We start from the raw sequence: 23329 nt of genomic DNA on the forward strand, positions 1-23329 counted from the left end.
GGTCTCACCGACGGTCGTGATGAACCCGGATATCGCCGCGCTCATCCGGGCTACCGCCAGAAAGGATCAGCTCTGCGTGCAGCGCGTTGGGGTCGGCGCAATGGCGACCTACATCCGTTTCTCCAGCACAACGGAGAGCTGCCCATGCACATCGACCTCACGGGAAAGACCGCCCTCGTCACCGGTTCCACCGCCGGCATCGGCTTTGCCATCGCCAAAGGGCTGGCCGCATCCGGCGCCCAGGTCGTCCTCAACGGCCGTGCCCAGGGGCGCGTCGATGACGCCGCCGCACGGCTGAAGCAGGCGGTGCCCGGCGCCAAGATCCGCGGCGTGGCCGGCGATGTGGCGCAGGTCGACGGCGGCAATGCCATCGTCACGGCGGTCCCCGAGGTCGACATCCTCGTCAACAATGCCGGCATCTTCGAGCCGAAGGACTTCTTCGACATTCCCGACGAGGACTGGAGCCGCTTCTTCGAGGTCAACGTGATGTCGGGCGTGCGCATGGCGCGCGCCTACATGCAGGGCATGCTGAAGCGCAACTGGGGCCGCATCATCTTCATCTCCTCGGAATCGGGGCTGAACATCCCGACCGAGATGATCCACTACGGCATGACCAAGACCGCCCAGCTTGCGGTCTCGCGCGGGCTCGCCAAGCTGACGCGCGGCACCGGCGTCACCGTCAATGCGGTGCTGCCGGGGCCGACGATGTCCGAAGGCGTCGAGACCTTCGTCAAGGATCTGGCGCGGCAGAACGGCCAGTCGGAAGAGGAGGCGGCAGCGTCGTTCGTCAAGCAGCACCGGCCGGCCTCGTTGCTGCAGCGCTTCGCCAGCGTCGACGAGATCGCCAACATGGTGGTCTATGCCGCATCCCAGCAAGCGTCCGCCACCAATGGCGCGGCGCTGCGGGCCGAGGGCGGCATCATCGACACCATCGCCTGAGGGCCCGGCGATGTCCGCCTACGTCATCTCCGAGGTCGAGGTCCGGGACGCCGAGGTGATGGAGCGCTACCGCAGTCTTGCTGCGCGATCGATCGCGCAGCACGGCGGACGCTATCTGGTCCGCGGCGGGCCCGCCGAAACCATCGAAGGCGGGCCTCCGGCCAAAACTCTCATCATCGTCGAGTTTCCCTCGATGGCGCGGCTGCGCGAATGGTATGCGTCGCCCGAATATGCCGAGGCGCTCGGCGTGCGTCGGAAGGCGCTGGACCGCCGGCTGGTTTTCGTCGAGGGTATTGCACCTGCGTAGAGACCGGATCGACCCCGCCGATGCTGAAGATCACCCCCCGCCGCAAGCGTTGGCTCAAGCTGACCTCGGCGCGCTGGCAGCGGCGGGTGCTGTTCGTGGTCGGCGGGCTGGTGGTGGGGGCGGCGGCGGTCGCTCTGGCGGAGCTCGCCGATCAGGCCCAGCTTGCCTTCAACTGGTTGCTGTCGACATCGCGCTATGCCTCGCTGATCGTGACGCCCGCCGGTTTTGCGCTGTCGGTCTATCTGACCCAGCGCTACTTCCCGAACGCGCAAGGCAGCGGCATCCCGCAGGCGATCGCTGCGCGGCATCTGTCGGACACGCGGGCGCGCAGCCCGCTGGTGTCGATCCGGATCGCGATCGGCAAGGTGCTGCTGACCCTGCTGGGGCTATTGTGCGGCGCCTCGGTCGGGCGCGAAGGGCCGACGGTTCAGGTCGGCGCCTCCATCATGTTCGCGCTCGGCCGGCTGTCGCCCCGGCGGCAGCCTGGTCTGATCCTGGCCGGCGCTGCGGCTGGCGTCGCGGCGGCCTTCAACACACCGCTCGCCGGCATCGTGTTCGGCATCGAGGAGATGAGCCGCGCCTTCGAGACGCGGACCTCCAGCCTCGTCATCGCCACCGTGATCGCCGCGGGCCTGACCTCGCTGGCGCTGATGGGCAACTACGCCTATTTCGGCACGACGCCGATGGCGTTGGGCAAGGGCATCGACTGGCTGGCGGTGCCCGTCTGTGGCGTGGCCGGCGGCGCCGCCGGCGGCCTGTTCAGCCGCATCCTGATCGGCATGGCGCGCGGGCTGCCGGGGACGATCGGCCTGTTCATCAAAGGCCGGCCGCTGCTGTTCGCGCTCGCCTGCGGCCTCGCCGTCGCGCTGTGTGGGCTCGCCTCCGGCGACACGATCTACGGCACCGGCTATGCGCAGGTGAAGGCGGCGCTGGAGACCGGCACGCCGCTGCCGGCCGATTTCGGCGTGCTGAAGTTCCTCGCCACCACCTTCGCCGCGATCAGCGGCATTCCCGGCGGCATCTTCGCGCCCTCGCTCGCCGTCGGCGCGGGTATCGGAGCCAATATCGCCTCGTTGTTCCATCAGACCCCGCTGGCGCCGATCATGCTGCTCGGCATGGTCGCGTATTTCGCCGGCGTGGTGCAGGCACCGATCACGGCCTTCGTCATCGTCACCGAGATGACCGACAACCACGCCATGGTGGTGCCGCTGATGATGGCTTCGCTGATCGCCTACGGCACGTCGCGGCTGATCTGCGAGGAGGGGCTCTATCATGCGCTCGCCAAGGGCTTTGTGGCGAAGGCTGAGGCGGCGCAAGCGGCGCCGTGATGCTGCGGTCGTGAGCAGGCTGATGCTTGATTGAGCGCGGTCGCCGCGGCTCGCGTTCCACAACAACGAATTCTGCTGTGAGTTCAACGTCAGCCCGTTGGCACACGGCTTGCGTAATTGATCTCAGCGCAGAGCTTCGCTCTCATGGGTTGGCGTGCCCATCGTCGGGATCCCCGTTGGGTCGGTGGGACGATGTCGAGATCGCGCCCGCCGTCGATGGAGCTATCAGCTCGTCACCCTCATGGGTCCATCCCGTCGTCATGGATGGAGACTCGCATGTGCGATCGTGACGGAACGTTTTATCGCAGCTTCTCTCGCCGTAACTTCATCAAGACCTCGGTGGCCGCAGCCACCGCCACCGTGGCCATTCCTGCTCATCTCGCAACCTTGCTGGCGCCGACGCCGGCAATGGCTGCGACCGTCATCAAGGCGACCCATGGCTCCGGCTTCTGCAACATGGGCATCTTCCTCGCCAAGGAGCGCAACCTGACGGTCGCCGACGGCGTCGAGCTCGAATTCGTGGTCACGCCGTCGAACACCGAGATCACCACCATGTTCGGCGCCGGCCTCGTCGACATCTCGATGATCCCGTACTCCAACTTCATGACGCTGTACGACGCCGGCGCGCCGGTGAAGATCGTCGCCGGCGGCGGCGTGCAGGGCTGCATCATCGTCGCCAAGGACGGCATCAAGTCCGCCGCCGATCTCAAGGGCAAGACCTTCGGCACGTTCCAGGCCGACACGCTCGAGGTGCTGCCCTACGACTACCTGAAGAAGGCCGGGCTATCGTTCAAGGACGTCGACATCAAATATCTCGATACCTCGCCGGAGCTGGCGCAGGCCTTCATGGCCGGCGCGCTCGACGCGATCTGCCACATCGAGCCGTATGCGACGCAATGCGTGCAGCAGCGTAAGGGCGCGACCGTGCTGTCCGACGGCACCGACCTCTACGGCAAGGGCTATTCGGACTGCGTGCTGGCCGCGCGCACCCCGCTGATCGAGAAGAATCCGGCGGCGGTGAAGGCGGTCATCAAGGCGCTGATGGTGGCGCAGAGCCAGGCCGAGGCCGACAAGGGCGCCGCGCTGAAGGACACCGTCGGCAAGTACTACAAGACCTCGATGGAGGCGGCGATCGACGCCTCCTCGAAGCAGCCCATCGTGGTCGATCAGCGCAGCCAGACCCAGTTCATCATCGACCGCGGCGTCTCGATGAAGGAGCTCGGCTACGTCAAGAAGCTGCCCGACCAGGGCGCCTTCGACTGGTCGCTGCTGGAGGCCGTCATCGCCGACAACAAGGCGCTCTATGAGGGGCTGAAGCTGAAATCGGCGTGAGGGATCGTTGTGGCCCATCCTTCAAGACGCCGGCCTTTCGGCCGGCTCTTCGGAGATGAGGTCGTCGTTCGCGGCGCACGAACGATCCTCGTCATGAGCAGGCTGGTCATGGTCAATCAGCAGCGCCGCCCTCGGCTTTTGACCCTCATGGTGAGGAGCGCCGCGCCGATCAGTGGCTACTTTGCAGAAATCGTCGTTCGCGGCGCGTTCAGGCGATGCTCTCGCATCGCCTTGAGAACCATGAGGCCACAGCTCGGGCCTCGCCCTTCGAGACGCCCGCCCTGGGGCGGGCTCCTCAGGGTGAGGGTTTGGAGGGTCATGCAGGGTGACGGAGATCATGCGCTTGCCAACTGACACCGTAGCCATGGGCGCGCCGGCTACGGACGCGCCGTCACCTCCCGCGTCTCCGCCACGCAACTGGCGCAAGGCCCAGCGCCACATCGCTGCGCTCGCTTGGGCTGCGCTGTCCATCGGCCTGTTCGCCGCGATCTGGGAAGCGCTGTGGTACTTCGGCAAGATCAACCCGCTGCTGCTGCCGCCGCCGCATCTGTTCCTGCAGGACATTCCGGGCACGCTCAAATTCTTCGACCGCTCCAACCGTGTCGGCTCGGTCGCCTCGGGCGGCGGCGCCGGCGCGCTGGCGATCACGATGTTCTGGACGACGTTCCGCGTCTTCACCGGTCTCGCGCTCGGCTTCGTCAGCGGCGTCGCCGTCGGCGCCGCGCTGCACTACGTGCGCTGGCTGCGCAACCTCCTGATGCCGACGGTGCTGCTGCTGGCGCCGATCTCACCGGTCGCCTGGCTGCCGGTCGCGATCTTCGTGTTCGGCATCGGTGACGTGCCGGCGATCTTCCTGGTCTTCATCACCGTGTTCTTCACCATCGTGCTGTCGACCTCGGCGCAAATCGAGAGCGTGCCGGTCAACTACATCCATGTCGCCCGTATCATGGGCGCGACGCAGACGCAGCTGTTCTGGCGCGTGATCCTGCCGGCGATCCTGCCGAGCCTGTTCATGACCCTCAGGCTCAACCTGTTCGGCGCCTGGATGGTGGTCCTGATCGCCGAGACCGTCGGCGTCGGCACCGGGCTCGGCCAGATCATCTCGATGGCGCGCGCGACCTTCAACGCCAAGCTCGTCTTCTTCACCATGGCCGTGATCGGCGCGCTCGGCTTCCTCAGCGACTGGGGTCTGCGCCAGATCCAGCGTCGCATGCTGTGGTGGGTGGCGCCGAGCAGGGGAGGGGTGTGATGGCGCGTCCGGCCGTCTCCATTCGCAATGTCGGCAAGACCTGGGACGTCGAGGGCCGACCTCCGCTGCGCGCCATCGACGAGCTGTCGTTCGACGTCGCGCCCGGCGAGTTCGTCGTGCTGCTCGGCCCGTCCGGCTGCGGCAAGTCCTCGCTGCTCTACATGATCGCGGGGCTGGAGAGCGTGAGCGATGGTGTCATCGAGGATGACGGTCTCGCCATCGCCGGCCCGTCGCCGGAGCGCGGCCTGATCTTCCAGGAAGCCTCGCTGTTTCCCTGGCTGACCATCCTCGACAATGTCGCCTTTGGTCTCGCCATCCGCGCCGAGCTGCCGGAGCGGCGGCGAGAGAAGGCACGCGAGATCCTGCGCCGCGTCGGGCTCGGCGACGTGCTCGACAAGAAGCCGGATGAACTGTCCGGCGGCATGCGCCAGCGCGCCGCGTTCGCCCGCGCGCTCGTGATGCAGCCGAAAGTGCTGATGATGGACGAGCCGTTCGCCGCGCTCGACGTCCAGACCCGCGCCAAGCTGCAGGATTTCCTGCTGCAGATCTGGCAGGACAGCCGCGCCTCGGTGCTGCTCGTCACGCATTCCATCGACGAGGCGATCAGCCTCGCCGACCGCGTGATCGTGTTCACGGCGCGGCCGGGCCGGGTCAAGGAGATCGTGCCGATCGACCTGCCGCGGCCGAGGCCGACGCGCTCGCCGCGCTATCACGAATATCGCGACTATTTCACCGAGCTGCTCGCCGCCGAGGTCGACAAGGCCTTCGCCGAGCAGTCGGGCCTGTGAACCGGACAGCGGGAGGAGACAAGATGACTGATGTGTTGGTCGGGGCGAAGTGGGTCGTCTCCGGAATCCAGGATCGGCACACGCCCGTCGTGATCGAGGATGGGGCGGTGCTGGCCCGCGACGGCGTCATCGTGGCGGTCGGATCGTTTGCCGAGCTGGAGCGGCTGGCGCCGCAGGCGACCGTCAAGCGCCATCCGAACCACGTGATGCTGCCGGGCTTCGTCAATAGCCACCACCATGTCGGGCTGACGCCGCTGCAGCTCGGCTCGCCCGATCATGCGCTGGAATTGTGGTTCGCCAGCCGCCTGCCGGCGCGCCGGATCGATCTCTATCTCGATACCCTGTACTCGGCCTTCGAGATGGTCGCCTCGGGCGTCACCACCGTGCAGCACATTCACGGCTGGATGGCCGGCGGCTTCGACGCCATCCACGGCGCCGCCACCAAGGTGCTGCAGGCCTATCGCGCGATCGGCATGCGCGCCTCCTATTGCTACGCCGTGCGCGAGCAGAACCGGCTGGTCTATGAGGCCGACGAAGAATTCTGCGCCCGGCTGCCCGCGCCCTGGAACGAGCGGCTGGCCGCGCATCTGAAGGCGCAGCAGGTGCCGTTCGCGGACTACATGAAGCTGTTCGATGTGCTCACGGCCGAGAACGCCGGCGAGACGCTGACCCGCATCCAGCTCGCGCCGGCCAATCTGCACTGGTGCACCGACGACGGCCTCGTGGCGCTGCACGAGAAGTCGCGCGCCGCCAAGGTGCCGATGCACATGCACCTGCTGGAGACCGCCTATCAGAAGGAATATGCGCGGCGGCGCACCGGCAAGACCGCCGTGCGGCACCTGCATGACCTCGGCGTGCTCGGCCCGCACATGACGCTCGGCCACGGCGTCTGGCTGACCGAGGAGGACATCGACATCGTCGCCGACACCGGCACCTGCATCTGCCACAACTGCTCGTCGAACTTCCGGCTGCGCTCGGGGCTCGCGCCGCTCAACGTCTGGGAGAAGAAGGGCATCACCATCGGCATGGGCCTCGACGAAGCGGGCATCAACGAGGACCGGGACATGCTGCAGGAGTTGAAGCTGGCGCTGCGTGTCCACCGCACGCCGGGCATGGACGACGATGTGCCGACGGCGCCGCAGATCGTGCGCATGGCCACCGAAGGCGGCGCCAAGACCACGGCGTTCGGCGACAGCATCGGCAGATTGGAGCAGGGCCGGCTGTTCGATGCGGTGCTGATCGACTGGAACGCGGCGACCTATCCGTTCCAGGATCCGGACATCCCGATGCTGGATGCGCTCGTTCAGCGCGCCAAGTCGCAGCACGTGGCGGCCGTCTATGTCGGCGGCGACATCGTCTACGCCGACGGCCGCTTCACCCGCATCAACCGCGACGAGGTTCTGGCCGAGATCGCCGACATCCTGGCCAAGCCGCGCACCGAGGAGGAGGTCGCCCGCCGCGAGCTCGGCCTGGCGGTGTTCCCGCACGTCAAGCAATTCTATGACGGCTATTTCGATGCGGCCGCGCACACGCCGTTCTATCGGACGTCGACGCGGAGCTGATTGCTCGGTCGTGGCCGTATCAGATGCCATATAAGTCATGAGACTGTGCGATACAGCACCCTCTCCCCTTGTGGGAGAGGGCATCGCCGGCCCATCCAGGCAAATGGTTGGGTGAGGGGTCTCTCTCCGCAAGTGATGCTCGTGGAGAGATACCCCTCACCCAAGCGAGCTTGCCGCGCCTTCATACATGCCCTCTCCCACAAGGGGAGAGGGCGCAATCACGGGCACCGCTCGTTCCACCTACTTCCGGAACGGATCGGGGCGCATCAGCAGCTTGCCCGAAATCGAGTTCGGCACCTCGTAGGGCGAGCCGATCGACAGCACGTGGCTGAGCGCGATCAGCCGGTTCGGCAGCTTGGCCGGCGGCGGCGTCTGGAACGAGTAGGACGTCGGATTGTGGCACAGGAAACAGTTCAGCACGTTCTTGATCGGCGTGTTGTCGGCCTGCTGCACGAAGGTCTCGGCGGTGGCGTTGGCGAGATTGACTGAGCCGACGGCATTGGTCTGGTTGCTGTTCAGATTGTAGGAGTTCGGCAGCATCCACACCGTGCCGTCGAGGCTGTAGCTGGCGAAGGTCGATTGCGGGCCCTTCAGGTTGGACAGGAAGCCCTGGGCTTGCGCATTGATCGCGTAGATGTTGCCGACGCCGTTCGGCTGGTTCTCGCCGCCGGTCTTGTTCTCCAGCACGACATTGGTCACGGGCGTGAGCTTCTGGGTTGCGGGATCGAGCGTCAACTGCGGCCGGCTGGCGCCGGGCTGTGCTGCGATGTTGACTTGCGAGAACGGCGTGCGGCCCTTGTACAGCGTGTAGCTCTTCGGATCGGAGCGGCTCGCCGACGGCTCGAAGGTGTTGTCCGGCGTCTGCGGCGAGTTGTTCTTCAGCTCGAACGTGCCCCACAGGAATTCCGGATGGTTCTCGGTGTAGCCGACCACGTGCAGTCCGATCAGCGCCACGGTCACAGTGACGAACTTGCCGGCCACCGGCTGGATCGTGATCTGACCGGGCGTGATCTTGTTCTCCAGCACCGGCACCTGTGCCTGCGTCGTGTAGGCCCCGGCGGGCGGCGCCTGGTTCGGATCCAGCCGCAGCCATGTCGCCTTGAACACGGCATCACCCACCGCGAAGGACGAGCCCGCCGGCTGGCTCTGATAGCCGCCGGTCACGATCAGGTTCTTGCGCGCGGTGTTGAAATAGGTCTGGTTCATGTGAACCGAGGCATAGACCGGGTAGCCGTTCTGGGCGACCAGCATGTTGCCATCAGCCTGGACGATCGCGCCGGCGCCTTCGGTGAAGCCCGCCGCGCCATGGAAGACCTGCGCGCGGGCCGCCAGCGTCAGCGGCCGCAGCTTCGGGGCACCGGCGTTATCGGCATTGCTGAGCAGCTCGGCCGGCGTCGCCAGCGTCATGAAGCGCGGCACGTTGCTGCCTGATCCCGGATCCTTGACCAGCGCGGTTGCCCAGACGAATGCTTCCCACGACCATTGGTGAAAGTTGCAGTCCGGCGTCGGGATCGTCTTGGTATCCGAGGTGGGGAAGGCGGCGTCCGGCTTGAGATACTGGCCGAGTCCCTCCGACCAGCCGAACGCCGGGCAGTTCTTGGCCGGCGGCGGCGCCGCCGCGTTGGCCGGGCTGAGCGCGCCGGCAAGTCCGCCTGCCGCCATCGTCGTTGCGAAAGTCAGGGTGAGCCACTGAATGGTCTTCATGGCCAATCTCCATGTGATGCGCGCGCTGGAATGGACCCGCGGGGGAGCGGTGATGGTCTGCCGCGAAGTCCGGCCGCCGAGCGCCGTCAATGATGTTAAAAATGATTCATTCAAAAGTAGTGCGCCGTGAACATGCACTCAAAGGTGAGATTTGCAAGACCGGCATTTCACGCATGCCGAGATTTTTTTCCGGAGCATCTCGACGCCGGGACCGGCACATCCTGCCGGACGGCGGGGCGACGATCGGGCGTCCGCCACATGATCGAGTGTGAGTGCGCGCACGGTCGTCGCCGTCGATCTCGCTCATCCTGCCGGCCGTTCGCTGGAGGAGTGCGGACAATGACGTCTTCACGCCGGTGGACACCACCCCACAGGAGAGTGACATGAAGTCCATCATGACCGGTGCACTGCTGCTCGTCATCACGTCGGGAGCGAGCTTTGCCGGCACGCCGCTGATCGACGCGCGGCAGAATGCGCAGTCGCATCGCATCTACAACGGCATCGCCTCGGGCCGGCTGACCTATCCGGAGACGCAGCAGCTGGTCCGCGGCCAGATCCACGTGCAGCGGCTGGAGAACCGCGCCAAGGCCGACGGCGTGGTGACGCCGTTCGAGCGCGCCCGCATCAACGTCGCGCAGTCGGTGCAGGGCGCGCGCATCTTCTGGAAGAAGCACAATTAGGCGGATCTCGCCGCCGCGACGACAACTGCGTAGCCCCGGATGCGCGTAGCGACATCCGGGTTCGCGTCGGCAGCGCGTGAGACCCCGGATGTCGCTACGCGCATCCGGGCTACGGGCTCCTAATAGGTTGCGCGGCCGCCGGAGATGTCGAACACCGCGCCAGTCGAGAAGGAGCATTCCTCGGAGGCGAGCCAGGACACCAGCGCGGCGAGCTCCTCGACGAGAACGAAGCGGCCCTTCGGAATCTTCGACAGCATGAAGTTGATGTGCGCTTCCGTCATCTGATCGAAGATCGCGGTCTTCGCCGCGGCCGGCGTCACCGCGTTGACGGTGATGTTGTGCTGCGCCAGCTCCTTGCCGAGCGACTTGGTCAGCGCGATCAGGCCGGCCTTCGAGGCGGAGTAGTGTGCCGCGTTCGGATTGCCTTCCTTGCCGGCGATCGAGGCGATGTTGACGATGCGGCCATAGCCCTGTTTCAGCATGACGGGCACGATGGCCTTGGCGCACATGAAGGGCCCGTCGAGGTTGATGCGCAGCACCTTGCGCCATTCCTCCAGATCGGTCTCCCACACCGTCTTGTTGATGCCGGCGATACCGGCATTGTTGACCAGGATGTCGATGCTGCCGAACGCGGCCAGCGTGGCATCGCGCGCGCCTTCGACAGCCGCGTTGTCGGTGACGTCGACCTTCAGCGCCAGCACCTCGGATCCGATCTCCTGCGCAGCCTTTTCGGCCAGCGCGATGTCGTGATCCCAGATCGCAACCTTCGCGCCCGAGGCCTTGAAGCGCTCGGTGATGGCCCGGCCGAAGCCCTGCGCGCCGCCGGTGACGACGGCGCAGCGGTTGGCGAGATCGATGTGGTTCATGGTGTTTCCTCTCCTAACAACCCCGCCTCTTGCAGCGCGAGCGGTGCGCTCCCTCTCCCCGTTCTTACGGGGAGAGGGCGGGGTGAGGGGCAGACGCACGGGTGGTGTGCGTGGTTGGACCTGTACCCCCTCACCCGGATCGCATCTGCGATGCGATCGGACCTCTCCCCGCAGGCGGGGAGAGGTAAAGACCTACAACGTCCAGCCGCCGTCGATGGTGTGCGCGACGCCGGTGGTGAACGCGCTCTCGTCGCTGGCGAGATAGACGGCCAGATGCGCGATCTCCTCGGCGGTGCCGAGCCGGCCCATCGGCTGGCGCGAAATGAACATCTCGAGCCCGTTGGGGCCGGCGGCCGCGGCGCGGCCGAGCATCGACGGCGTCTCGATCGTGCCGGGGCAGATGCAATTGCAACGGATGCCTCGACCGACGAAGTCGGCAGCGACCGAGCGCGTCACCGCCGCCACCGCGGCCTTGGTCGCCGCGTAGACGTAGCGGTTCGGCGCCGCCTTGAACACGCCGGCGGCGGAGGCGATGTTGACGATGGCGCCACCGCCCTGATCCAGCATCTTCGGCAGGAAGGCGCGGATCGTGCGATGCATCGACTTCACGTTCAGATCGAACGAGAACTCCCAATCGTCATCGGAGCAGTCGAGGATGGTGCCGTTGTGCACGAAGCCGGCGGCATTGAGCAGGATCTCGACCTTGCCGACCCGCTCGGCCATGGCGTTGACGGCCGCCGTGTTGCGCACGTCGAGCGTCGCGACCTCGGCGATGCCTTCGCTCTTCAGCGTGGCCAAGCCCTTCTCGTCGATGTCGGTCGCGAACACCGTGGCGCCTTGCCGTGCGAAGGCGATGGCACAGGCGCGGCCGATGCCGGCAGCGGCGGCGGTGACAAAGGCGCGCTTGCCCTTGAGGCGGTCGGACATGGGGGCTCCCTGGGATGGCTTGTTTGTTAGTTGCCGTCATTCCGGGGCGCCCGAAGGGCGAGCCCGGAATCCATACTCCCGATCGTGGTTATGGATTCCGGGCCCATCGCTTCGCGATGTCCCGGAATGACAGCGGATGGTTCAGTGATTATGCCTGGCCACGCCAACGGTGCCAGCAATGTTCTGGTACCGCGTCGCGAGCTCCATGCAGGCGCCGGTGGCCTGCTGGCCGACGGTGTTGCGATAGAGCTCCTGCCATGGCGTCTGGTTGGCCGGATGCGGGAAGCCGCCCTTGGCCTTCAGCTCGGCGCGACGCTTGGCCAGCTCCTCGTCGGAGATCAGGATGTTGGCCGATCCCTGGTTGAGGTCGATCCGCACCCGGTCGCCGGTCTTGAGGATCGCAAGGCCGCCATCGGCGGCGGCCTCCGGCGAGGCGTTGAGGATCGACGGCGAGCCCGAGGTGCCGGACTGCCGGCCGTCCCCGATGCAGGGCAGGGACAGGATGCCGCGTTTGATCAGCGCCGCTGGCGGCTGCATGTTCACCACCTCGGCGCCACCGGGATAGCCGATCGGACCCGCGCCGCGGATGAACAGCACGCAGTGCTCGTCGATCGCCAGCGCCTCGTCGTCGATGCGGTCGTGATAATCCTCGGGCCCCTCGAACACGATCGCGCGGCCTTCGAAGGCGTTCGGGTCCTTCGGGTTGCTGAGATAGCGGTCGCGGAATTCCTTGGAGATCACGCTGGTCTTCATGATCGCGGAATCGAACAGGTTGCCGCGCAGCACCAGGAAGCCGGCGTCCTTCACCAGCGGCTTGTCGTAGGACCAGATCACATCGTTGTCCGGCTTCGGCGCGGCGCGGCAATTGTCGCCCATGCTGCGGCCGTTGACGGTGATGACGTCCTCGTGGATGCGCTTGTGGCGCATCAACTCGCCGATCACGGCCGGCACGCCGCCGGCGCGATGGAATTCCTCGCCGAGATAGAAGCCGGCCGGCTGCATGTTGACCAGCAGCGGCACGTCGTGGCCGACGGTCTGCCAATCGTCGATGTCGAGCTCGACGCCGACATGGCGCGCCAGCGCGTTGATGTGGATCGGCGCGTTGGTCGAGCCGCCGATCGCGGAGTTCGCGACGATGCAGTTCTCGAACGCCTTGCGGGTGAGAATGTCCGACGGCTTCAGGTCTTCCCACACCATGTCGACGATGCGCGTGCCGGTCTCGTAGGCGATCTGGCCGCGTTCGCGATAGGGCGCGGGGATCGCGGCGCAGCCGGGCAGGGACATGCCGAGCGCTTCCGCCAGCGCGTTCATGGTCGAGGCGGTGCCCATGGTGTTGCAATGCCCGACCGACGGCGCCGAGGACGCCACGATCTGCATGAACTCCTCATAGCCGATCTCGCCCGCAGCGAGCCGCTCGCGCGACTTCCACACCACGGTGCCGGAGCCGGTGCGCTGGCCCTCGTGCCAGCCGTTCAGCATCGGCCCGCCCGAGAGCACGATGGCCGGGATGTTCACGGTGGCCGCTGCCATCAGGCAGGCCGGCGTCGTCTTGTCGCAGCCGGTGGTCAGCACCACGCCGTCGAGCGGATAACCGAACAGGATTTCGACGAGGCCGAGATACGCGAGGTTGCGGTCGAGCGCCGCCGTCGGACGCTTGCCGGTCTCCTGAATCGGATGGGTCGGAAACTCCATCGCGATGCCGCCAGCGGCGCGGATGCCCTCGCGGACGCGATGTGCCAGCTCGAGATGGTGACGGTTGCAGGGCGACAGATCGTTGCCGGTCTGGGCGATGCCGATGATCGGCTTGCCCGACTGCAGCTCGGCGCGGGTCAGGCCGTAATTGAGATAGCGCTCGAGATAGAGCGCGGTCATGCCCGGGTTGTGCGGATCGTTGAACCACGCCTGCGAGCGCAGCTTGCGGCTCTTGTCAGCGCCGTTGCCGGCATGTCCGTTCGATTTTGTCATTCGTTTCCTCCCGCAGTGCAAAGGTGGCGATGCCGGTCTGGTGGGGGTGCCTCACGCGCGTCGAGACGCGAGATGAAGCACCGCGGTCAGATGCAATGGCCTCCGGTCGCCCAGGCTTTTTTGTTCAACGCGTCGTTCGGTCGCGTGGTTCTAGATCACCAATTTTGGTTGCGCTACCATTTTGTTCCTGTGGCGCGGCCGGATGCCGGCTGCAGGTTCGCGGCAGCCCGTTGCAACGTCGAGCTCTGCCGTTCGATCACCTCGAAGCCAAGATCCACCACGCGCTCGGCCACGGCGCGCCCTTCGATCTCGTCCATGATCATCGTCGCCGCGCGCAGGCCCATCTCGTAGCGATTGGTGCGAACGCTGGAGAGCGTCGGGACGGCCGATGCCATGAATTCCATGTCGTTGAATCCGACGATCGCGACCTGCTCGGGCACGGCGATGTGCCGGCGCTGGCATTCGAACAGCACGCCGAGCGCAAGGTCGTCATTGGCGCAGAACACCGCATCGAGGTCCGGCGCCTTGAGCAGGAGATCGGAGAACAGGCTACCTCCCATCGTCGTCGAGGTCGGGACCGCCGTGGTGACGATCAGGCGCGGATCGAACACGGACGCCTCCTTCATCGCGTTCTGATAGCCCTGAAGACGGCGCTGCACCCTTGGGTCCATGCGTGCGCCAAGAAAGCCGATCCGTCGGCATCCCTGCGCCAGCAGATGCGAAATCGCAGCATGACAGGCGTCGGCGTGGGAGAAGCCGATCATCATGTCGATCGGATCGGCGCCGAGCTCCATGATCTGCACCACCGGGCAGTCTGCCGCCTGCACGATGGCGCGGCCTTCCGCGGTCTGATCCACGCCGGTCACGATCAGCCCGGCCGGCTTCTGCATCAGGAACAGCCGCAGCAGGCGCTCCTCCTGCAGCACGCTGTAGCGTGTATTCGCAAGTTGGATGCTGTAGCGGCTGCCTTCGAACGCGTCATAGATGCCGCGCAGCACGTCGGAGAACACGTTGTTGGTGAGGGACGGTATCAATACGCCAATCACCTCGGTGCGCTGCGATGCGAGTGCGCGCGCGGCGAGGTTGGGAACGTAGCCGAGATCCTTGGCGGCACTCTCGATCCGCAGCCGGCGGCCGGCCGACACCGTGTCGGGATTACGGAAGAAACGTGACACCGTAATCGGACTGACGCCCGCCAAGGCCGCAACCTCGGTCAGCCGCACTTTGCCCGGCTCGTTACGTTTCCGTCCCATGCGATTGCTCATAGCATAGGCGAACGGGCAGACAAGCGATATTGACAGCGCTATCACGCGGTTGCTAAGCGAAGCATTGCGGAAGCGATATAAACTGCCGACAATGTCTTCGAAGCTGGTCGCCGGTTCCGGACGCAGCCAGACGATCGAAGGCAGCCAATAATAAGACAGCCAATAGGAAGACTGCCAACAAGACAGCCAATAACACGTCAACAAGACCAGCAGACCAAGACTACGCAACGACAAGCGGCCAGATCAAACGGCCGAGAACAACGGTCAGGATGCCGCCGGCATGCAGCAAATGCAGCCGGTCAATGAGGAGGAAATTGATGTCGTCGGTGCAAATTCGCGACGTGCGCAAATCGTTCGGCGGATTCGAGGTCCTGCACGGCGTGACCATTCCGATCGAGGATGGCGAGTTCGTCGTGCTGGTCGGGCCGTCCGGCTGCGGCAAGTCGACGCTGCTGCGCATGCTGGCCGGGCTCGAGAATATCACCTCCGGAACGATCTCGATCGGTGAGCGCGTCGTCAACAACGTGCAGCCGAAAGAGCGCGACATCGCGATGGTGTTCCAGAACTACGCGCTGTATCCGCACATGACCGTCGCCGACAACATGGGCTTCTCGCTGAAGCTGCGCGGCGCGCGGCCCGAGGACATCAAGAAGGGCGTAGCGCGAGCTGCCGAGATCCTGGCATTGACGCCGCTGCTCGACCGTTATCCGCGCCAGCTCTCCGGCGGTCAGCGCCAGCGCGTGGCGATGGGCCGCGCCATCGTGCGTGACCCGCAGGTGTTCCTGTTCGACGAGCCGCTGTCGAACCTCGACGCCAAGCTGCGCGTCGCGATGCGCACCGAGATCAAGGAGCTGCATCAGCGGCTCAAGACCACCACCGTCTACGTCACCCACGACCAGATCGAGGCCATGACCATGGCCGACAAGATCGTCGTGATGCACGACGGCATCGTCGAGCAGATGGGCTCGCCGCTCGATCTCTACGACAAGCCCGACAACCAGTTCGTCGCCGGCTTCATCGGCTCGCCGGCGATGAACTTCCTCAACGGCCATCTCAAGTCCAACGGCTCGGTCTATGTCGAGACCGACAACGGCGCCAAGCTGCCGCTGCTGTCGGCGCCGGCAGCATCCGACGGCCGCCCGGTCGTGTATGGCGTTCGCCCCGAGCATCTCGAGCTTGCCGATGACGGCATCGAGGCCGAGGTCGTGGTCGTCGAGCCGACCGGCTCGGAGACGCAGATCGTCGCCCGTATCGGCACCCAGGACATCATCGCGGTGTTCCGCGACCGCCACGAGGTCAATCCCGGCGAGAAGATCCATTTGCGCCCGCGCGCGTCGGCGGCGCATCTGTTCGACAAGGACAGCGGCCGGAGACTTTGATCCGGTCGCGCGACGCAGACCTAAGAACCAAAACGACCGAAAAATCGGCAACGAACAAAACAAGCAATACTCAACGGGAGAAAACTTCAGATGACCTATTTCCCCACCGATCGACGTTCTCTGCTCAAGGGCGGCGCGACGCTGCTGGCGGCTGCGGCGACGATGTCGGCAGAGGATCTGCTCGGCTACGCCAAGGCGTGGGCGCAGACCTCGCCCTTCAAGCCGGAGCCCGGCGCCAAGATCAACATGATGCGCTGGAAGCGCTTTGTCGAGGCCGAGGACGTGGCCTTCATGAAGATCGTCGACGCCTTCCAGAAGGCCAACAACGTCACGATCAACGTCTCCAACGAATCCTATGACGACGTTCAGCCCAAGGCCTCCGTCGCGGCCAACACCGGGCAGGGCCTCGACATGGTGTGGGGCCTCTACACGCTGCCCTTCCTGTTCTCCAACAAATGCGTCGACATGACCGATGTTGCCGACTACCTCGGCAAGAAGTGCGGCGGCTGGACCGACTCGGGCAAGGCCTACGGCATGCTCGACGGCAAGTGGATCGGCATCCCCGTGGCGGCGACCGGCGGTCTCGTCAACTACCGCATCTCGGCCGCCGAGAAGGCCGGCTTCAAGACGTTCCCGAAGAATCTCGCGGAGCTGTCCGAGTTCTTCAAGGCGATGAACAAGAACGGCACGCCGGGCGGCATGGCGCTGGGCCACGCCTCGGGCGACGCCAACGGCTGGACGCACTGGGCGTTGTGGGCGCATGGCGGCAACCTGATCGACAAGGACAACAAGGTCGTCATCAACTCGCCGGAGACCGCCAAGGCGCTCGAATACGTCAAGGGCCTGTACGACAATTTCGTGCCGGGCACCGCGTCCTGGAACGACTCGTCGAACAACAAGGCGTTCCTCGCCGGCCAGCTCTACGCCACCGTCAACGGCATCTCGATCTACGTCACCGCCAAGAAGGAGGCGCCGCAGATCGCCGAGGACATGAACCACGCGCATCTGCCGCCCGGGTTGGACGGAAAGACTCGTGAAATGCATCTCGGCTTCCCGATCCTGGTGTTCAACTTCTCCAAGTACCCGCAGACCTGCAAGGCATTCACCGCCTTCATGCTGGAGCCGGAGCAGTTCAATCCGTGGATCGAGGCGGCGCAGGGCTATCTGTCGCACTTCCTGAAGGGTTATGACGCCAACCCGATCTGGACGGTCGACCCGAAGAACACGCCGTATCGCGAGGTCGCGGCGACCGCGACGACGCCGGCCGGCCTCGGTAAGCTCGGCGAGGCGGCTGCGGCTGCGATCGCCGACTTCGTGGTGGTCGACATGTTCGCGAACTACTGCACCGGCCGCGAGGACGTGAAGACGGCGATGGCGACCGCCGAGCGGTCGGCCAAGCGCATCTTCCGCTGAGGCGGGCGCCGATCTCGTAGGGTGGGCAAAGGCGGCGCGCCGGGGGTGGAGGAGAGAGCCAAATCTCCCGCGCGCCGCGCCGACTCTACGGCTTACTCACTGCCGTCATTGCGATGAGCCGAAGGCGACGAAGCGATCCAAATTTTCCTGCTTCGGCCCTGGATTGCTTCGCTTCGCTCGCAATGACGAAATTGGCGTTGATCCGTCCCGAACACCGGTGGGCATGTCGGATTGCCCACCCTCCGGTTCGAAGGGAGCTGCTCGATACATGAGTACCATTCAGACCTCGCTGCCATCGGGCGCCGCCGTCGGCGAGCCCTCGGCATGGTCGCGCCTGAAGACCAACCGCAACGTCATCGCTCTGTGGTTCATGCTGCCGGCGGCGGCCTTCCTGATCCTGTTCCTGGCCTATCCGCTGGGGCTCGGCGTCTGGATGAGCTTCACCGACGAGAAGATCGGCCGTACCGGCGTCTTCGTCGGTCTTGAGAACTACGAATGGCTGTGGGACGATTCGATCTTCTGGCTGTCGGTGTTCAACACGCTGCTCTACACGATCGTGGCGAGCGCCATCAAATTCGCAATCGGGCTGTATCTTGCGCTGCTGCTGAACCGGCACATGCCGTTCAAGGCGATGATCCGCGCCATCGTGCTGATCCCCTTCATCGTGCCGACGGTGCTGTCGGCGATCGCGTTCTGGTGGATCTACGATTCGCAGTTCTCGATCATCTCCTGGTCGCTGATCAAGCTCGGAATCATCACGCAGAACATCAACTTCCTCGGCGACACCTCCTGGGCGCGCGCCTCCGTCATCATTGCCAACATCTGGCGCGGCGTGCCGTTCGTCGCCATCACCTTGCTGGCCGGCCTGCAGACCGTCTCGCCCTCGCTCTATGAGGCCGCGACGCTCGACGGCGCCACCAGCTGGCAGCGCTTCCGCTACATCACCTATCCGCTGCTGACCCCGATCATCGCGGTGGTGATGACGTTCTCGGTGCTGTTCACCTTCACCGACTTCCAGCTGATCTGGGCGCTGACCCGTGGCGGCCCCGTCAATGCCACTCATCTGATGGCGACGCTCAGCTATCAGCGCGGCATCATCTCGGGGAGGCTCGGGGAGGGTGCCGCGATCGCGACCGCGATGATCCCGTTCCTGGCAGCGGCGATCGCGATCTCCTGGTTCGGCATGCAACGGCGCAAATGGCAGCAAGGATCAGACCAATGACCGACACCACGCTGCAAGCCAAGGCGTCCACCACGGCCAGCTCCGACGAATCGGAGGGCATGAGCTATCTGGAGTCGCTGCCGCGGCGTCTGATCACGCTCTATCTGCCGCTGTTCATCATCCTCGTGGTGCTGCTGTTCCCGTTCTACTGGATGGGGCTGACGTCGATCAAACCCGACGAGCAGCTGATCGACATGGAGAAGTACAACCCGTTCTGGGTGGTGCATCCGACCTTCAAGCACATCTCGAAGCTGCTGTTCGAGACGCAGTATCCGCGCTGGCTGTGGAACACGATGTATGTCGCGGTCGGCGCCACCACGCTGTCGATCTTCGCCTCGGTGCTCGCGGCCTATGCGATCGTGCGGCTGCGGTTCAAGGGCGCCGACACGGTGGGCGTGCTGATCTTCTTCGCCTATCTGGTGCCGCCGTCGATCCTGTTCATCCCGCTGGCTTCGGTGATCCAGGCCTACGGCTTGTTCGACTCGCCGCTGTCGCTGATCCTGGTCTATCCGACGCTTCTCATCCCGTTCTCGACCTGGCTGCTGATGGGCTACTTCAAGACGATCCCGTTCGAGCTCGAGGAATGCGCTCTGATCGACGGCGCCAGCCGCTGGCAGATCCTGGTCAAGATCGTGGTGCCGCTCGCGGTGCCCGGCCTGATCTCGGCCTTCATCTTCTCGTTCACCTTGTGCTGGAACGAGTTCATCTACGCGCTGACCTTCCTGCAGTCGACGCCGAACAAGACCGTGCCGGTCGCGATCGTCAACGAGTTCGTCGATGGCGACATCTACAAATGGGGATCGCTGATGGCCGGCGCCCTGGTCGGCTCGCTGCCCCTCGTGATCCTTTACGCCTTCTTCGTCGAGCATTATGTGTCGGCCATGACCGGCGCGGTGAAGGAGTAGGGCGGGGTTTCGTTGAAGAAATTCAAATGCGGCCGCGCCGGCGGTGCACCCTCTCCCCTTGTGGGAGAGGGTGGTGGCGCGCGAAGCGCGCCGCCGGGTGAGGGGTCTCTCTCCGCAACGACGGAGTTCGTGGGACCAACCCCTCACCCAATCGAGCATGCGGCACCTGCGGTGATGCCCTCTCCCACAAGGGGAGAGGGCGCAGTAATGTCGATCGCATTCGCAGCCAGCTGATGTGATCGACCAAAAAGAAACAAGGAGCATCCCCTTGCATATTCTCGTTCTCGGCGCCGCCGGCATGGTCGGGCGCAAGCTGGTGGAGCGGCTGGTCCGCGACGGCCGCCTCGGCAATCACGCCATCACCCGCATGACCCTGCAGGACATCGTCGCGCCGTCCAAGCCCGACACGTCGATCGCCGTCGAAACCATCGCTGGCGATTTCGCCGTCCCCGGCTTCGCCGAGAAGCTCGTCGCTGATCGTCCCGACGTGATCTTCCATCTCGCCGCGATCGTCTCCGGCGAGGCCGAGCTCGATTTCGACAAGGGCTACCGCATCAATCTCGACGGCACGCGGATGCTGTTCGACGCCGTCAGGCTGATCGGCGACGGCTACAAGCCGCGGCTCGTCTTCACGTCCTCGATCGCGGTGTTCGGCGCGCCGTTCCCCGAGGCCATCGGCGACGAGTTCGTCAATGCGCCGCTCTTGAGCTACGGCACCCAGAAGGCGATCGGCGAGTTACTGCTGGCCGACTACAGCCGCCGCGGCTTCTTCGACGGCGTCGGCATCCGGCTGCCGACCATCTGCATCCGCCCCGGCGCGCCGAACAAGGCGGCGTCCGGCTTCTTCTCCAACATCCTGCGCGAGCCGCTGGCCGGCAAGGAAGCCGTGCTGCCGGTGTCCGAGGACGTCCAGCATTGGCACGCCACGCCGCGTTCGGCGGTCGGCTTCCTGCTGCATGCCGCGACCATGGACACCGCCAAGATCGGCCCGCGCCGGAACCTGACCATGCCCGGCCTGACGGCCACCGTCGGCGAGCAGATCGCCGCGCTTCGCCGCGTCGCCGGCGACAAGGTCGCCGACCGGATCAAGCGGGAGCCGGATCCCTTCATCGTCGGCATTGTCGCCGGCTGGCCGCGGAACTTCGAGGCCAAGCGGGCCCGCGAGCTCGGCTTCACCACCGAGGAAAAGACCTTTGACGACATCATCCGGATTCACATCGAGGATGAGCTGGGCGGCAAGTTCGTGGCCTGAGACCGCCACCAGCCTCTGGACTCGCATGGCGCAAAGCGCCATTTGAGGGCAGGGAGACATTCGGGAGAGACAGCATGACCGCCAGCATCGTCGGATGGGCGCATACGCCGTTCGGGAAGTTCGACGCCGAGACCGTCGAGAGCCTCGTCGTCAAGGTCGCCAATGAAGCGCTGGCGGATGCCGGCATCTCGGCCGGCGACGTCGACGAGATCGTGCTCGGCCATTTCAACGCCGGCTTCTCCCCCCAGGACTTCACCGCCTCGCTGGTGCTGCAGGCCGATCCGGCCTTGCGCTTCAAGCCGGCAACCCGGGTCGAGAACGCCTGCGCCACGGGCTCCGCCGCCGTCCACCAGGGCATCCGCGCCATCGCCGCGGGTGCCGCCAAGATCGTCCTCGTGGTCGGCGTCGAGCAGATGACGCGGACGCCTGGGCCCGAGATCGGCAAGAACCTGCTCAAGGCGTCGTATCTGCCGGAGGACGGCGACACGGTCGGCGGCTTCGCCGGCGTGTTCGGCAAGATCGCCCAGGGCTACTTTCAGAAGTATGGCGATCAGTCCGACGCGCTGGCGCTGATCGCCGCCAAGAACCACAAGAACGGCGTCGCCAACCCGTTCGCGCAGATGCGCAAGGATTTCGGCTTCGAGTTCTGCCGCTCCGAGAGCGAGAAGAATCCCTATGTCGCCGGTCCCCTGAAGCGCACCGACTGCTCGCTGGTCTCCGACGGCGCCGCCGCTTTGGTGCTGACCGACAGCGAGACGGCGAAGTCGTTCGCCAAGGCGGTCAATGTCCGCGCCACGGCGCATGCGCAGGACTTCCTGCCGATGTCCAAGCGCGACATCCTCGCCTTCGAGGGCTGCACCGTCGCCTGGCAGCGCGCGCTGGAGAAGGCGGGAGTGACCCTGTCCGACCTCTCCTTCGTCGAGACCCATGACTGCTTCACCGTCGCCGAGCTGATCGAGTACGAAGCGATGGGCCTGACGCCGCGCGGGCAGGGCGCCCGCGCGATCAAGGAAGGCTGGACGCTCAAGGACGGCAAGCTGCCGGTCAACCCGTCCGGCGGTCTCAAGGCCAAGGGCCACCCGATCGGCGCCACCGGCGTCTCGATGCACGTGATGACCGCCATGCAGCTCACCGGCACGGCGCCGGAGGGCATGCAGCTGCCCAACGCCAAGCTCGGCGGCATCTTCAACATGGGCGGCGCCGCGGTGGCCAACTACGTCTCGATCCTGGAGCCGGTGAAGTAGGCCGCCACTCCATCCTCCGTCATTGCGAGCGCAGCGAAAGCGATCCAGGGCCAAGCACTCGGCTCTGGATTGCGTCGTTTCGCTCCTGTCAATGACGGTGGTGCGTCCTTCCAGATGGCGTATCGGCTCGCCCGCTCATCTCTCCTCCTCGTCATTCCGGGGCATTCGCGCGCAAAAATGGCGCAGCCATTTTTGAAACAGCGCGAATGAGCCCGGAATCCATAACCACGAGCGGGCGTGGGATGAAGAATAGCGCCACTGCCAGCTCGATCCTCACGGCAGGTGGTGGCTATGGATTCCGAGCTCGCACTCCGACAGCAGGCCGACATGGGTCGGCCTGCTGCTGCGCGCGTCCCGGAATGATCGCGGGGTGAGGCTTCGGTCCCAACGTTCAGCTCGTGCTCGCTGCCGCCTTTCGCACCTTGTTCAGCTCCGCCAAACCTTCTCCTCGCTGAACCCCAGCTCGGCGAAATCCTTCGTCCGCAAGCCGGCATCATCGGCCGGAAAGAACTCATCCAGCTGCGGCGGTTTGACCGATGTACTCGACAGCATCGCATGCGCCTGGCCGCGGTGGTGGATGTCGTGCTGGAACAGATGCAGCAGCAGGCGGTCGCAGCGCTCGTTCTGCACGCGGGTCTCGCGGTTGATGCGCACGGTGTCATCGAGCCGCGCCGGCGTCAGCGCCTCGCAGAAGCCGATCAGCCGGCGGTCCATCGCGCTCTGCGCTTTCACGAGATCGGCGAGGCGCGGGAACGGCACCTGGTCCTGCCAGGCCATCGGGCCGAGCCAGCCGCCTTCCAGCGCGTCGACGTAAAAGAGGTCGATGATGTAGATGTGGTTGAGCGTCTTCTGCAGGCTCGGGAAGAAGCCGGTGCGCTCGGCCGCGAACTCCTCGGCGCTGAGCTGGCCGCAGGCGCTCAGCAGCCGGTGATTGGCCCAGGCGTTGTTGTAAGCGAAGGCACGAAAAGTCTGGACGAGATCGGCGGGCATTGCGTCTGATCA

General features: G+C 65.4%; 21 protein-coding genes. 15 read left to right on the top strand and 6 right to left on the bottom strand.

Translation table 11 applies throughout. From position 1 onward, the window contains the following. Positions 1 to 144 precede the first annotated feature (144 nt). From QXZ94_RS05655 to QXZ94_RS05685, 7 genes are all read left to right on the top strand, one after another. Positions 145 to 939: an SDR family oxidoreductase gene (locus QXZ94_RS05655; RefSeq protein ID WP_315719566.1), complete on the top strand. Its 795-nt coding sequence runs from the start codon at positions 145 to 147 to the stop codon at positions 937 to 939. Positions 940 to 949: 10 nt separating this feature from the next. After that, the gene (locus QXZ94_RS05660; protein ID WP_315719567.1) at positions 950 to 1246 is read left to right on the top strand and encodes a DUF1330 domain-containing protein; all 297 of its coding nucleotides are present in this window, start codon (positions 950 to 952) and stop codon (positions 1244 to 1246) included. Between the two features lie 20 nt (positions 1247 to 1266). Beyond that, positions 1267 to 2574 carry a chloride channel protein gene (locus QXZ94_RS05665; RefSeq protein WP_315719568.1) on the top strand — a complete coding sequence of 436 codons (1308 nt, stop codon included), beginning with the start codon at positions 1267 to 1269 and terminating at the stop codon, positions 2572 to 2574. A gap of 276 nt (positions 2575 to 2850) precedes the next feature. Beyond that, positions 2851 to 3906, top strand: a complete 1056-nt coding sequence (locus tag QXZ94_RS05670; protein WP_315719569.1) for an ABC transporter substrate-binding protein — start codon at positions 2851 to 2853, stop codon at positions 3904 to 3906. A 337-nt stretch (positions 3907 to 4243) separates the two neighbouring features. Beyond that, a complete protein-coding gene (locus QXZ94_RS05675) occupies positions 4244 to 5155 on the top strand; it encodes an ABC transporter permease (RefSeq protein WP_315719570.1) in 912 nt (303 codons plus the stop codon). After that, positions 5155 to 5943, top strand: a complete 789-nt coding sequence (locus QXZ94_RS05680; protein ID WP_315719571.1) for an ABC transporter ATP-binding protein — start codon at positions 5155 to 5157, stop codon at positions 5941 to 5943. The genes QXZ94_RS05675 and QXZ94_RS05680 overlap by 1 nt, the downstream gene beginning before the upstream one ends. Before the next feature lie 23 nt (positions 5944 to 5966). Further along, positions 5967 to 7505, top strand: coding sequence for an amidohydrolase family protein (locus QXZ94_RS05685; RefSeq protein WP_315719572.1), 1539 nt, complete (start codon positions 5967 to 5969; stop codon positions 7503 to 7505). 240 nt (positions 7506 to 7745) lie between these two features. On the opposite strand, the gene QXZ94_RS05690 is transcribed toward QXZ94_RS05685, so the two are convergent. After that, on the bottom strand, positions 7746 to 9209 hold the full coding sequence (locus tag QXZ94_RS05690; protein ID WP_315719573.1) for a hypothetical protein: 1464 nt from the start codon (positions 9207 to 9209) through the stop codon (positions 7746 to 7748). Here QXZ94_RS05690 and QXZ94_RS05695 point away from each other — a divergent pair. Together QXZ94_RS05695 and QXZ94_RS05700 are read left to right on the top strand one after the other, a co-directional pair. After that, positions 9199 to 9339 (top strand): hypothetical protein, encoded by a 141-nt coding sequence (locus tag QXZ94_RS05695; RefSeq protein WP_315719574.1) that lies wholly within the window; start codon positions 9199 to 9201, stop codon positions 9337 to 9339. The genes QXZ94_RS05690 and QXZ94_RS05695 overlap by 11 nt on opposite strands. Positions 9340 to 9592: 253 nt before the next feature. After that, positions 9593 to 9889 (top strand): hypothetical protein, encoded by a 297-nt coding sequence (locus tag QXZ94_RS05700; RefSeq protein WP_315719575.1) that lies wholly within the window; start codon positions 9593 to 9595, stop codon positions 9887 to 9889. Positions 9890 to 10008: 119 nt separating this feature from the next. On the opposite strand, the gene QXZ94_RS05705 is transcribed toward QXZ94_RS05700, so the two are convergent. The 4 genes from QXZ94_RS05705 to QXZ94_RS05720 form a co-directional block, all read right to left on the bottom strand. Continuing rightward, positions 10009 to 10755: an SDR family NAD(P)-dependent oxidoreductase gene (locus QXZ94_RS05705; protein WP_315719576.1), complete on the bottom strand. Its 747-nt coding sequence runs from the start codon at positions 10753 to 10755 to the stop codon at positions 10009 to 10011. A gap of 192 nt (positions 10756 to 10947) precedes the next feature. Continuing rightward, positions 10948 to 11682 (bottom strand): SDR family oxidoreductase, encoded by a 735-nt coding sequence (locus QXZ94_RS05710; RefSeq protein WP_315719577.1) that lies wholly within the window; start codon positions 11680 to 11682, stop codon positions 10948 to 10950. A 141-nt stretch (positions 11683 to 11823) separates the two neighbouring features. Beyond that, on the bottom strand, positions 11824 to 13647 hold the full coding sequence (locus QXZ94_RS05715) for an IlvD/Edd family dehydratase (protein ID WP_315719578.1): 1824 nt from the start codon (positions 13645 to 13647) through the stop codon (positions 11824 to 11826). Positions 13648 to 13820: 173 nt separating this feature from the next. Beyond that, positions 13821 to 14900 carry a LacI family DNA-binding transcriptional regulator gene (locus QXZ94_RS05720; protein WP_315726118.1) on the bottom strand — a complete coding sequence of 360 codons (1080 nt, stop codon included), beginning with the start codon at positions 14898 to 14900 and terminating at the stop codon, positions 13821 to 13823. 329 nt (positions 14901 to 15229) lie between these two features. Between QXZ94_RS05720 and QXZ94_RS05725 the strand changes: the two genes are divergently transcribed. From QXZ94_RS05725 to QXZ94_RS05750, 6 genes are all read left to right on the top strand, one after another. Continuing rightward, positions 15230 to 16291, top strand: a complete 1062-nt coding sequence (locus QXZ94_RS05725; protein ID WP_172108107.1) for an ABC transporter ATP-binding protein — start codon at positions 15230 to 15232, stop codon at positions 16289 to 16291. Positions 16292 to 16381: 90 nt separating this feature from the next. Next, on the top strand, positions 16382 to 17704 hold the full coding sequence (locus tag QXZ94_RS05730) for an ABC transporter substrate-binding protein (protein WP_315719579.1): 1323 nt from the start codon (positions 16382 to 16384) through the stop codon (positions 17702 to 17704). Positions 17705 to 17972: 268 nt separating this feature from the next. Next, positions 17973 to 18926, top strand: coding sequence for a sugar ABC transporter permease (locus QXZ94_RS05735; RefSeq protein WP_315719580.1), 954 nt, complete (start codon positions 17973 to 17975; stop codon positions 18924 to 18926). Next, a complete protein-coding gene (locus QXZ94_RS05740) occupies positions 18923 to 19831 on the top strand; it encodes a carbohydrate ABC transporter permease (RefSeq protein ID WP_315719581.1) in 909 nt (302 codons plus the stop codon). The genes QXZ94_RS05735 and QXZ94_RS05740 overlap by 4 nt, the downstream gene beginning before the upstream one ends. A gap of 268 nt (positions 19832 to 20099) precedes the next feature. After that, the gene (denD, locus tag QXZ94_RS05745; RefSeq protein ID WP_315719582.1) at positions 20100 to 21083 is read left to right on the top strand and encodes a D-erythronate dehydrogenase; all 984 of its coding nucleotides are present in this window, start codon (positions 20100 to 20102) and stop codon (positions 21081 to 21083) included. Between the two features lie 74 nt (positions 21084 to 21157). Continuing rightward, entirely contained in the window at positions 21158 to 22327 is a 1170-nt protein-coding gene (locus tag QXZ94_RS05750; RefSeq protein WP_315719583.1) for an acetyl-CoA acetyltransferase, read from the top strand. Positions 22328 to 22753: 426 nt separating this feature from the next. Here QXZ94_RS05750 and QXZ94_RS05755 read toward each other — a convergent pair whose 3' ends face one another. Then, on the bottom strand, positions 22754 to 23317 hold the full coding sequence (locus tag QXZ94_RS05755) for a DinB family protein (protein WP_315719584.1): 564 nt from the start codon (positions 23315 to 23317) through the stop codon (positions 22754 to 22756). Positions 23318 to 23329: the final 12 nt, after the last annotated feature.

The organism is Bradyrhizobium sp. SZCCHNS2022 (assembly GCF_032377575.1).
In the GTDB taxonomy this organism is placed as follows: Bacteria; Pseudomonadota; Alphaproteobacteria; order Rhizobiales; family Xanthobacteraceae; genus Bradyrhizobium; species Bradyrhizobium aeschynomenes.